Source organism: Clostridium sp. CM042, assembly GCF_055080995.1.
Window position 1 is genome coordinate 133699 of record NZ_CM143646.1, and the last position, 12618, is coordinate 146316.

The following is a 12618-nucleotide window of genomic DNA, read 5'->3' on the forward strand; positions in this document are numbered from 1 at the left end:
CAAAGAAAGGTAGATGGGGGGGAATATTATGAATAAAAAACAGTCTGGTATAATTGTAGCTTTGGTAGTGCTTATTGTGTTTGCAGGGTATCTTGCGACAAAGGTGAATGGACCATTATATGTAAATGATGGTGATTTTAGTAGTGAGAAGAGTGCGATATCTTTAAAAGAAACTAAAGGTACTTCATCCTATTTTGAAGAAGCAAAATTATCAAGAAATCAAGACAATGTAAGTACTCTTCAAACGATTAAAGCTTTAATTGATGATACTAATACTCCAAAAGCACAAAAGGCAATTGCGGCTGAGAAATACCTAAACATATCAATGGCTTCACAGAATGAATCAGACATAGAACTTGCACTAAAAGCTCTAGGGTTTGAAGAAGCAATGTGCAGTATAGTAGATGATAAGGTACAAATATTAGTTAAAAGTGATAAAAAACAACTTTCAGAGGAAGAACTTCGTAGCATTAATGATGTTGTAATGAACAAAACAAAATTAGAAAAAATTGACGTTAAAATCAAACAATAATAATTGTAAATGCTATATTTATCTGATATAATAAATATAGCATTGTCATGTATTACCTAAGCTAAATAAGGGGGTACTAATATGGAAGATAAAATTTTAAATGAAACAGAAATGGGCACTGTTAAGATATCCGAGGATGTGGTTAGTGTAATAGCAGGACTCGCTGTTGCTGAAATACAGGGAATCGTTGGTATGAGTGCTAGTCTCGTTGGTGGAATAACTCAAATATTAAGCGGAAAGAAAAATTTATCTAAGGGCGTTAAAGTCAATGTAGGAGAAAATAGTGCAGTAATTGATTTACACGTTGTAGTTGAATATGGTATTAAAATTCCGGAAGTAACTGAAAAAGCACAAATAAATGTAAAAAAATCTGTAGAGCTTATGACAGGCCTTACAGTAGCAGCCGTAAATGTGTATGTACAAAATGTTGTATTATCTAAAACAGAAAAGCTAGAGGAAATAGAAGCATAGTAATAAACACCCTCTGTAATCAGAGGGTGTTTATTACTATGCTTGTTATTTTTATTTAAAAGTATAATTTAAGATGAGAAAATTAGGAGGATTACTAATGAATAGAAGAAAGTCAAGAGAAATAGCAATGAAATTACTTTTTGAAATGTCAATAAATAAAGAAAATTATGAGGAGATAATTGAAAATTTTAAAGAGAACACAGATGTTGATTTAAATGATATTGATATGTCGTATATTACCGAGACACTAGCCGGGATTCATGAAAATGGTAAGGAAATTGATGAAAATATTGAAAAGCACTTAATTAAGTGGAAGTTGCCTAGACTATCAAAAATGAATCTAGCTATTTTAAGAATAGGTGCATATGAAATATTATTCGAGGAAGAAATACCAGGTAAGGTTTCTGTAAATGAGGCAATAGAACTTGCTAAGAAATATGGGGAAGATAGCTCCCCAGCTTTTATAAATGGTATCTTAGCGAAGATGATTTAAAAAAAGGCAAGATTAATTAAATAACAATAAAATAACTAGGGCATCTTTGACTAGTTATTTTTTTTGTAAAAAGAGGAATTTTGAAAGTATGTTAGAACTTTCTTATAATAATTAGTATTTTAAAAATGCATAACAAGGAGAGGATAATATGGGAATTAAAGTTAATGGAAAGATGATAGTTGAAAAGTACAGAGATGAAATTAAGTCAGTTATAAACGACGGGATTAGTAAGGGACTTAGAGTGCCATCAATTAAAACCGTATTAGTAGGTGACGATGGAGGTAGCACGTCATATGTAAAAAGTCAGAATAACCTCTGCAATAAATTAGGTATATCTTATACTTGTATTCACTTGGATAAAGATGTTGATCAAAAAGATATTGTAGATATCATAGAAAAATTGAATGAAGATAATACTGTGGATGGTATAATCATTCAATTGCCTTTACCGAAAAAGTTTAATGAGAAGGAAATCACTTCTAAAATTTCATATAAAAAGGATATTGATGGATTAAGTGATGTAAATATGGGCAGATTTTATAAGGGAGAGAAAAGTTTTATTCCTTGCACTGCTTTAGGTGTCATTGAAATGATTAAAAATACTGGATGCATTATTAAAGGGAAACATGCTGTTGTTATTGGTAGAAGCAATATTGTTGGAAAACCAGGAGCACAATTGCTGCTTAATGAAGATGCAACAGTAACCATATGTCATTCTAAAACAACAAACTTAAAGGGAATTTGTAAGACAGCAGATATAATAGTTGCCGCAATAGGTAAACCAGGTTTTGTAACAAGTGATTTTATTAAAGAAGGAGCAGTTGTTGTAGATGTTGGGACTACAATGGTGAATAATAAAGTAACTGGGGATGTATGTTTTGATGATGTTATTAATCATGCAAGTTATGTTACCCCAGTACCAGGTGGAACGGGACTAATGACTACGACAATGCTTATAAAAAATGCTTGCATGGCATGGAGGGATAATGTTTATTAAAGTATTAACAGTAACTGACCTTAATGGATATATTAAGAAAGTAATAGATAGTGACTTTATATTAAAAAATTCTAATGTTAAAGGAGAACTATCTAATGTAAAATTGCATTCTAGTGGGCACATATATTTTTCATTAAAAGATGCATTTGGAAAGATAAATTGTGTAATGTTTAAATCGCAGGCTTTTAAACTTAATATTATACCTAGAGATGGCATGAATGTTATCATCAGCGGTAGGGTTTCGGTTTATGAGAAAGAGGGGTCATATCAGCTTTATTGTGACTCTATGGAGCCATATGGAGAAGGGCAGTTATATTTAGCTTTTCAAAATCTAAAAGAGAAATTAGAGAAAAAAGGATTATTTGATAAAGTACACAAGAAAAGTATACCTTCATTTCCTAATAGAATAGGAATAATTACATCCCCAACAGGGGCTGCAGTTAAAGATATTATTAATGTAGCCACAAGACGTAACTTAAAGGTTAATATGCTTATATACCCAGCAATTGTTCAAGGTGTAAATGCTAGTGAAAATGTTGCACAAGGTATAAAATATTTTAATTCATTAAGCAATGTTGATTTAATCATTATTGCAAGAGGGGGAGGATCCATAGAGGAATTATGGGCATTCAATGAAGAAAATTTAGCTTATGAAATCTATAAATCTAAAATACCTATAATTACTGGAATTGGTCACGAAACGGACTTTACTATAGCAGATTTCGTAAGCGACCTTAGAGCGCCGACTCCATCGTCCGCAGCAGAAATTGCTGTGAGAAATTTAAAAGAGTTAAATAATGAAATTAAATCACTTAGAGAACTGTTACTAAAATCTGTGGGATTTAAGGTTAATAAAGAATATAATAAAGTTGATTTATTAAATAAAACTTTGAAAATAAATAATCCTTTAAATTTTATAGTTAATCAATATACTCATATAGATAATTTAAAAGAAAATCTAAGTTATAAGTTTAATGCGAAAATTTCACTAGAAAAGCAGAAACTTTCCAAGTTCAATGCTCTTTTGCATGCTCATAACCCTTTAAATGTATTGAATAAGGGATATGCGGTACTTCAAAATAATGAAAATGAAGTTATTAGTGAAATTAGTGATTTGAAAAATATAAAAGAGGTGAAAATTACATTAAAGGACGGTAGTGGTATATTTAATGTAAGCAATTTGGAGGAGTTCTAATGGCAAAGAAAAAAGAATCTTATGAAAACATGATGATAAGACTTGAAGAAATTGTAGACCTGATGGATGGTAATGAAGTTACGTTAGAACAAACTATGATTAATTATGAAGAAGGTATAAAAATCTGCAACAGTTTATACAAAATTTTAAATGATACAGAAGGTAAAATAAAGATATTAACAGCTGAAGGTGAAAGAGATTTTATGACTCTCGAGGATGTCGTTAAAGATTAGATTACACTTTATTATTTTTATAACCTATAATGAAAAGAAGGGATACAATGAATATAAAATTGCTAAAAGGTGAAGTAGAACACTGGATAAATGATTATTTTGACGATAAACCAGAAATTGACAATAGAAATTTCGAATCGATGATTTATAGTATAAAAGTCGGAGGGAAAAGAGTCAGACCAATTTTAATGATTCTTACATATAATATGTACAAGGAAGATTATAGAGATATTTTACCTTTTGCAGCGGCCCTGGAAATGATTCATACATATTCCCTTATTCATGATGATCTTCCTAGCATGGATAACGATGATTTGCGCAGAGGAAAGCCTACAAATCACAAAATTTACGGAGAGGCAATTGCGATACTCGCAGGAGATGGATTATTAAATGAGGCAATGATAATAATGCTAAATCAATGTTTAGATGGAAGTTTAAATAAAATTAAAGCAAGTACCTTCATAGCAAAAGCTTCTGGAGCTCAGGGGATGATAGCTGGACAAATTTGTGATATTTTAAGTGAAGGTATCGCAATATCAGAGGAAGAACTTCTGTATATGCATAGAAATAAAACTGGAGAACTAATTAAAGTAGCAATAATATGTGGTGCTATCTTAGGCAATGCTAGTGAAGAAGATTTAAGCGATTTAAAAGAGTATGGTGACAAATTAGGTTTGGCATTTCAAATTAAGGATGATATATTAGATGTAATTGGAGATGTTGGTGTTCTAGGTAAAAATGTAAAAAGCGACGAATGTAATAATAAAACTACTTTTATAACCATGTATGGTTTGGAAAAATGTAAGGAAAAGTGTAGTGATTTAAGTGAAGAGTGTTTTGAAATATTAAAAAAACTTAAGGTGAATACAAGGTATCTAGAAGAAATGACGGAATTTTTATTAAAAAGGGAATATTGAAAATTAACTAATGTTCTTTGATTAATGAACTACACCTTAAATGTCATTAAATTGCATTTTAAGTCGAAACAGCTTTTGAATTAAATATTATTATATGATATAATATCCCCATAAATGTGGGGATGATAATATAATTAATAAAAGAGGATAGATATATATGAGTAAAATTTTAGATGATTTTAATGACATAAATGCAGTGAAAAAAATGTCTATACAAGAGTTAAATGTTTTTGCAGGAGAAATTAGAAGTTTTCTAATTGAAAAAGTATCTAAAACTGGAGGGCATTTAGCTTCTAATTTGGGTGTAGTAGAAATAACATTAAGTTTATACAATGTTTTTGATTTGGATAAAGACAAATTAATATGGGATGTAGGTCACCAATCTTATGTACATAAAATTCTTACAGGAAGAAAAGATAAATTTGATACACTTAGAAATTTTGGTGGATTAAGTGGTTTTCCTAAAAAAGAAGAAAGCAAATATGATATATTTGAATCAGGGCACAGTAGTACCTCTATTTCTGCAGGACTCGGCATTGCAAGGGCTAGAGATTTACAAAAGGAAGATTATAACGTTATCTCGGTAATAGGGGATGGTGCACTTACAGGAGGTATGTCTTTTGAGGCTTTAAATGACATAGGATTTAGGAAAACTAAAATGATTATTGTTCTCAATGATAATCAAATGTCTATTTCTAAAAACGTTGGAGGCATGTCTAAGTATTTAAGCCAATTTAGAATTGATCCAACTTATAATAGAATAAAAAAAGAAATAAATTCTACTCTTAGAAAAATTCCTAGCGTAGGAGACGGTATGGTTAGTTCAATTCAAAAGCTTAAAAATGGAATTAAACAGGTTGTGGTGCCAGGTATGCTCTTTGAGCATATGGGTATTAAATATTTAGGACCTATAGATGGACATGATATTAAAGAAGTAAGTAAGGTATTGAAGCTAGCTAAAGAAATAGATGGACCAGTTATTATTCATGTTATAACTAAAAAGGGCAAGGGTTATAAATTTGCAGAAAAAGAACCGAATAAATTTCATGGAATAGGACCATTTAATGCTTTAACTGGAGAGCTATGCAGTAGCCACAAGGAAAGTTACTCGGATGCATTTGGACAACAAATTATGCATCTTGCCAAGGAAAATAAGAACATAGTAGCAATAACAGCTGCAATGCCTGAAGGTACAGGGCTAGAAATGTTTTCAAAAGAGTTTAGTAATAGAATTTTTGATGTAGGAATTGCAGAGCAACATGCAGTTACTATGGCGGCAGGGATGGCAACACAAGGTTTAAAACCTATTTTTGCAGTTTACTCTACTTTTCTTCAGAGGGCTTATGATCAGATTGTACATGATGTATGCCTTCAAAGATTGCCTGTTATTTTTGCTATAGATAGAGCGGGCATTGTTGGCGCCGATGGAGAAACACATCAAGGAGTATTTGATTTATCATATTTATCTCATATTCCAAATATGACAATTATGGCTCCTAAATGTATAAGTGAATTGAAGTCAATGCTCACTTTTGCAGTTAAACAAGATTATCCAATTGCTATAAGATACCCAAGGGGTGGGGATAATTGCAATGTTAAAATGTCTCCTATTGAAAACTTTAAGAGAGGGAAATGGGAAACTCTTTTAGGTGGAGGCAAAATAGCATTTATAGCTACAGGTAAAATGGTTCAAAATGCTATTTTAGTTAGAGAAAAATTAAGCAACATAGGAGTAGAAGCTACTGTAATTAATGCGTGTTTTATTAAACCTATTGATAAAGCACTAATTTTAGAGCTAGTGAATAAAAATTATTCTTTAGTAACTATAGAAGATAATCTTGTGCATGGAGGATTAGGTTCTTTAGTACTAGAATATGTGAATTCACTTACGAAAAAAACAAGGGTCATTAATTTAGGATTTAAAGATGAATTTATTCCTCACGGAACAGTTGACATACTGTATAAAGTACATAAACTAGATGTAGATGGAATTTTTGAAAGTATTTTAAAGTTAGTTTAAATAATGCACTTTAGTGGATTCTTAAGGAGTTTTTTATGTTAGAAGATAAACAAAGATTAGATGTTCTTGTAGTTAAAAGGGGAATTTTATTTTCAAGAGAAAGAGCAAAGGAAAATATAATTTCCGGAAATATATTTGTGGATGGTATTATGACTACTAAATGTGGGAAAAAAGTAGATATATCATCTACTATTGAATTCATAGGAGAAGATATTCCTTATGTAAGTAGGGGTGGATTAAAGCTTCAAAAGGCTATAAATTCTTTCGATATTGACCTTAAAGCTAAAGTTTGCCTAGATATAGGTGCATCTACAGGCGGATTTACAGATTGCATGCTTCAACATGGAGCATGCAGGGTATACTCTATAGATGTTGGAACAAATCAGTTAGATGATAAATTGAGAGGCGACGTGCGGGTAGTATCCATGGAAAATACAAACATAAGATATTTAAATGTAGATAGTATAGGAGAACTTGCCGACTTTGCAAGCATTGATGTATCATTTATATCCCTGGAAAAAGTTATTCCAAATTTACTTAACCTATTAAATAATGATGGTAGCGCTGTAGCACTATTAAAGCCACAATTTGAAGTAGGTGTAGGCATCGTAAATAAAAAAGGTGTGGTTAAAAAACCTAGTGAACATGTAAAGGTAATAGTTAGAGTTTTAAACCTTTTGAGATGTCTAGATGTAAAGGTTATTAATGTTAATTACTCATCCATAAAAGGACCTAATGGTAATATTGAATATTTAATTTATTTTACAAAATCTAAAGAGAAATATGTTAATTATATTGAAGACGATATAACTCACATAGTTAGTGAAGCTCATAAAGACTTAAATAGGCTAAGCGAAGATAAAAATTAATAGTTGATATATGCTATAGAAAGTGGCAAGGAGGAAATATGAAAAAAATTGGCATTAATATAAATACAACTAAGGATAAAGATGGGAAAATAAGTGAATATGTAAAAAGTATTATTAGTAAATATATAGATGATACTAACATACTTATATTTAAAGATTCAATTGGCCTTGAAAATATAAAATATAACGATTTAGATATTATTATTGCTTTAGGTGGAGATGGAACTATTTTAAGAACATCACGAAATTTAAACAACTCTAATATTCCAATTTTAGGTGTGAATATAGGCAATTTGGGATTTCTTTCCAGTGTGGAGCTACTAGAGTTTGAAAATGCTATGAAAAGATTTAGTGAAGATGATTATTATGTAGAAGACAGAATGATGCTTAATTGCACTTTGCCATATCGAGATAAAACTGAAGAATATACTGCTTTAAATGATATAATTGTATCAAAGGGAACACTAGCGAGAGTTGTTAAATATGAACTACACATAGATAATAAGTTTTACATTGAGTTTACGGGGGATGGACTTATAATATCTACGCCAACAGGTTCAACAGCATATTCATTATCAGCAGGAGGTCCTATAATTTATCCTAACTTAGATGTTATAGCTGTAACTCCTATTTGTCCATTAACTTTATCTATGAGAACTATAGTGCTGGACTGTAATAGTAAAATATCTATAAGTATAAAAAGTGAACATGAAAGCATATTTTTGACGTTAGATGGACAACGGGCAATAAAGCTAAATAATTATGAGGAAATATTAGTAAGTGTTTCAAATAAAAAGTGTAGATTGGTTAAATTTAATGATTATAATTATTTTAAAATTTTGAGAAAAAAAATAATTTCTAGAACAATGGATTGTGAGGGAGAAAAAAATGAAGATTTCACGTCATGCAAAAGTAATTGAGATTATTCAAGGTAAAGAGATTGAAACTCAAGAACAGTTAGCAGAAGAACTTAAAAACAATGGATTTGATATTACTCAAGCAACTGTATCGAGGGACATAAAGGAATTGAAATTAATTAAGGTTATGAATGCACATGGAACTCACAAGTATGCGACTAGTTCGCCGGCTGATAGTTTCTTATCAAATAAATTAGTTAATATTTTTTCTCAAACAGTTCTTTATGTTGACCACGTAGATAAATTTATAGTGTTAAAAACGATATCAGGAGCTGGAGCTGCTGCAGCTGAAGCTTTAGATTCTTTAAAATTCAATGGTATTGTAGGTACTATAGCTGGAGATAACACTGTTTTTATATTAGTTAGAAAAGAAGAAGAGACAAAAGAGATACTCCAAAAAATTAAAAAAATGATTAGTGAATAGGAGGAGGTAGTATGCTCCTACAATTAAATATTATGAATTTTGCTCTAATTGAAAATTTAAGTATTAATTTTGAACAAGGATTTAATGTCCTTTCTGGTGAAACAGGAGCGGGGAAATCAATTTTAATTGATGCTATAAATTATGTATTAGGGGGTAAATTCAATAAGAACCTAATTAGGACAGGTGAAAACAAAACTTATGTTGAGGCAATATTTAGCATGGATACTAAAAATAACAAAAATGCTTTAGATGATATGGATATTGATTATGAAGACATGGTATTTATAAGTCGCGAAACTTTTCAATCTGGAAAAAGTATTGCTAAAGTTAATGGTAAATCAATGCTACTTTCAAAGGTTAAATATATTAGTAAAAATTTATTGGATATTCATGGTCAACATGATAATCATAATTTATTAGATAAAGTTAATCATATATTTTATGTGGATTCCTTTGGAACTGATAAAATTCATAAGTTTATTGCGGGATATAATGGGAAATATGTAAGAATGACTACAATCAAAAATAGAATTAATAAACTTGAAGGAAATGAAGGACAGCGAGAAAAAAAAATTGATTTCTTGAATTACCAGTTAGAAGAAATTAAAAGTGCTAATCTCAAAATTGGTGAAGACCAGGAGCTTTTAGAAAAATATGCAATCATTAGCAATGCAGAAAATTTGGAAAAACATTTATCAAAAAGTTATGTATTATTAGATGCTAGCGATGAGGAAAATACTTCCGTTTTTTATAATTTAGCTATGGCTATTAGGGAATTAAGAAGTATTGAAAAGCACATGGAAGAAATAAAATTAATTGCAGACTCTATAGAAGAAAGCTACTTTAATATAGAGGAAAATATTACAGATTTAAGAAACTTAAAAGAGACAATTTATTATGATGAAAAAGAATTAGAATATATGAATAGTAGAATAAACCTGATTAATACTTGTAAGAAGAAGTATGCACCTACCATTGAGGAGATTCATGAATATAAAGAAAAAATTCAAATTGAATATGAAGAATTAATTAATAGCAGTGAAATAATCACTGCTCTTAAAAAAGAAAAAATAGCTCTTGAACATGAAATGAAAATTATAGCAGATCAAATTCATGAAATTAGATGCGATACAGCAAAAAAACTCCAAGGTAAAATAAAAGATGAATTAAATTATATTGGACTTGAAAAAAGTGAGTTCTACATAGAAGTAAAACTCGTGAATGAATTTTATGAAAATGGCTGTGATAAAGTTCAATTTTGTATATCTACCAATCCTGGAGAACCACTAAATCCATTAGAAGATATTGTGTCTGGTGGAGAATTATCACGTATAATGCTTGCACTCAAAACTGTATTCGTTGATAAAGATGAAATACCTACTGTTATATTTGATGAAATAGACACTGGTATTAGTGGTAGAATCGCCCAATGTGTTGCAGAAAAGATGTATTCAATATCATTAAACCATCAAATACTTTGTGTAACTCATTTGCCCCAAATAGCTAGCATGGCAGATACAAATTATTTAATATCTAAAAATGTTTTGAAAAATAAAACTTATACCAATGTTATAAAAATGAATGATGAGGAAAAACAACAAGAAATAGCTAGAATGATTGGTGGTACAGAGGTTACTAAATTAACCTTGGAAAATTCTAAGGAAATGATAAATATGGCAAAGAAACAAAAGAAACATTAATTTTTTTTTTAGGTTAGCATAGTTATAAAAATAGGTTTTATAGGGAAAATTAAAGTCATAATTTTATGGCTTTATTTTTTTTCGTTTTTTAAAATTAGTTAACTCACATTTTACTTATTACATAAAATTTAAGAAATTAATATCGTAAATATAAAAATCATTGTACTTAACGACATTTTAGAAGGAAAGTCTCCCATTTCTATAAATGGGAATACAATATTATAACAAAGAGAAAGCTTCAGTGGAAGTATAAATCTCCTTCTGAAGTCGTTAATATTTCAGCTCCGCAGGAGATGATTTAATATAAAGTATAAATACTCTAAGTTTGTATAATTAATAAAAAAGGTAAAAATAATTGCAATATAGGGGAATTTTTTTAATTTAGTATAAATTAGTTTTGAATCTATGTCTTTGACTATTTTTGAATTAATGTTATAGCATAATATGGAGAATTCGAGGGTAACTTAAAGTTATAATTATAACAGAAAAGGAGGTAAAGCTTATGAAGAAAAGGTTAAATGTAATATGTTTGATTATAACACCTTTAGTAATAATTGCTTTAAGTGCGTATCTTAAAGTCCAAAATAAAATTATTACAACATACGATAGACCAATGGAAACATTATATTCTAACCAACTTGTAAAAGTAAAAGATGATAAAGACATTATTCTTAATAAACCAAATATAAATAATAAAAAGAAAAATGAGAAAGTTAATTTAGAAGCTGAATCAACATATATAAAAGACAAATCAGATATAATGGTTTATCCAGGAGGACAACCGATTGGTGTTAAACTGAATACTAAAGGTGTCTTAGTAGTAGCTTTATCTGATATTAAAGGTATCAATGGTAAAATAGCAAGTCCTGCCGCAAATGCAGGTGTACAAATAGGTGATAGTATAATAAGTATAAATGATGTTGAAATAAATCATGCAGAAGATTTAATCAGATTTATAAATAAAGAAAAAAATTCCGAATTCACTCTTAAAATACAACGTAAAGATGATTTGAAATTTTTTAAAGTTAAGGTTAAGCCAACTATTGATTCTGAAGATGGCAAACAAAAAATTGGTTTATGGGTACGCGATTCAACTGCTGGTGTGGGAACATTAACTTTATATGATGATAAAACTAAAAAATTTGCTGCACTAGGTCATCCTATTACAGATGCTGATGCCGGAACAATATTGAGTGTTAATAATGGTGTAATTATATCATCTAATATTGTATCAGTAAAAAAGGGAACAAGAGGAAGTCCGGGAGAATTAAGAGGCCTTTTCATTGATGAAAGTAAAATAAAAGGTCAAATAACTAAAAATACGGAATGTGGTATATTTGGAGAAGGAACTAAAAGTCTTATAAATAATAAATTTGATAAACCTATGAGAATAGGTCTAAGAAATGAAATTAAAGAAGGAAAGGCTCAAATTTTAACTACGATAAATGGCAATGAACCACAATTGTTTCAAATAGAAATTCAGAAACTATTACCTCAAAATAAATCCGGATCCAAAAGTATGGTGATTAAAATTATAGATCCTAGGCTCCTAGAAAAAACTGGTGGCATCGTTCAAGGCATGAGTGGTAGTCCGATAATTCAGAATAATAAAATTATTGGAGCGGTAACCCATGTTTTAATTAATAAACCTGATGTAGGGTATGGAATATATATAGAATGGATGCTGAAAGATGCAGGTATTTTATCAAATTAACTAGCATTATTTAAAAAAAGGGGTTAAAATAGATATTAAGCAATAAAGGATAGCGAATGCTATCCTTTATTTTATAAAAAATGATGAGTAATGATAAATAATTATTTATTTGTAAATTTTCTTAATATAAGAAGGA

At 29.7% G+C, this 12618-nt stretch carries 13 protein-coding genes; all 13 read left to right on the forward strand.

From position 1 onward, the window contains the following. Positions 1-28 precede the first annotated feature (28 nt). The 13 genes from ACWJJ7_RS00745 to spoIVB all read left to right on the forward strand — a co-directional run bounded on the left by ACWJJ7_RS00745 (position 29) and on the right by spoIVB (position 12482). The gene (locus ACWJJ7_RS00745; RefSeq protein ID WP_462963484.1) at positions 29-532 is read left to right on the forward strand and encodes a SpoIIIAH-like family protein; all 504 of its coding nucleotides are present in this window, start codon (positions 29-31) and stop codon (positions 530-532) included. Between the two features lie 81 nt (positions 533-613). Continuing rightward, entirely contained in the window at positions 614-1003 is a 390-nt protein-coding gene (locus ACWJJ7_RS00750; protein WP_462963485.1) for an Asp23/Gls24 family envelope stress response protein, read from the forward strand. Positions 1004-1100: 97 nt separating this feature from the next. Then, positions 1101-1496, forward strand: a complete 396-nt coding sequence (gene nusB / locus ACWJJ7_RS00755) for a transcription antitermination factor NusB (protein ID WP_462963486.1) — start codon at positions 1101-1103, stop codon at positions 1494-1496. Positions 1497-1644: 148 nt separating this feature from the next. Then, entirely contained in the window at positions 1645-2493 is an 849-nt protein-coding gene (locus ACWJJ7_RS00760; RefSeq protein WP_462963487.1) for a bifunctional 5,10-methylenetetrahydrofolate dehydrogenase/5,10-methenyltetrahydrofolate cyclohydrolase, read from the forward strand. After that, positions 2483-3688, forward strand: a complete 1206-nt coding sequence (gene xseA / locus ACWJJ7_RS00765; RefSeq protein WP_462963488.1) for an exodeoxyribonuclease VII large subunit — start codon at positions 2483-2485, stop codon at positions 3686-3688. Before ACWJJ7_RS00760 ends, xseA begins: the two co-directional genes overlap by 11 nt. Next, a complete protein-coding gene (locus tag ACWJJ7_RS00770) occupies positions 3688-3921 on the forward strand; it encodes an exodeoxyribonuclease VII small subunit (RefSeq protein ID WP_462963489.1) in 234 nt (77 codons plus the stop codon). The genes xseA and ACWJJ7_RS00770 overlap by 1 nt, the downstream gene beginning before the upstream one ends. 47 nt (positions 3922-3968) lie before the next feature. Further along, positions 3969-4838 (forward strand): polyprenyl synthetase family protein, encoded by an 870-nt coding sequence (locus ACWJJ7_RS00775; RefSeq protein WP_462963490.1) that lies wholly within the window; start codon positions 3969-3971, stop codon positions 4836-4838. Positions 4839-4995: 157 nt separating this feature from the next. Beyond that, a complete protein-coding gene (gene dxs / locus ACWJJ7_RS00780; protein ID WP_462963491.1) occupies positions 4996-6858 on the forward strand; it encodes a 1-deoxy-D-xylulose-5-phosphate synthase in 1863 nt (620 codons plus the stop codon). Positions 6859-6893: 35 nt separating this feature from the next. Continuing rightward, positions 6894-7727 carry a TlyA family RNA methyltransferase gene (locus ACWJJ7_RS00785; RefSeq protein WP_462963492.1) on the forward strand — a complete coding sequence of 278 codons (834 nt, stop codon included), beginning with the start codon at positions 6894-6896 and terminating at the stop codon, positions 7725-7727. A 38-nt stretch (positions 7728-7765) separates the two neighbouring features. Further along, positions 7766-8647 carry an NAD(+)/NADH kinase gene (locus ACWJJ7_RS00790; protein WP_462963493.1) on the forward strand — a complete coding sequence of 294 codons (882 nt, stop codon included), beginning with the start codon at positions 7766-7768 and terminating at the stop codon, positions 8645-8647. Beyond that, positions 8616-9068: an arginine repressor gene (locus tag ACWJJ7_RS00795; protein WP_462963494.1), complete on the forward strand. Its 453-nt coding sequence runs from the start codon at positions 8616-8618 to the stop codon at positions 9066-9068. The genes ACWJJ7_RS00790 and ACWJJ7_RS00795 overlap by 32 nt, the downstream gene beginning before the upstream one ends. An 11-nt stretch (positions 9069-9079) precedes the next feature. Then, positions 9080-10768, forward strand: coding sequence for a DNA repair protein RecN (gene recN / locus ACWJJ7_RS00800; RefSeq protein ID WP_462963495.1), 1689 nt, complete (start codon positions 9080-9082; stop codon positions 10766-10768). A 502-nt stretch (positions 10769-11270) separates the two neighbouring features. Next, positions 11271-12482, forward strand: coding sequence for a SpoIVB peptidase (spoIVB, locus tag ACWJJ7_RS00805; RefSeq protein WP_462963496.1), 1212 nt, complete (start codon positions 11271-11273; stop codon positions 12480-12482). Positions 12483-12618: the final 136 nt, after the last annotated feature.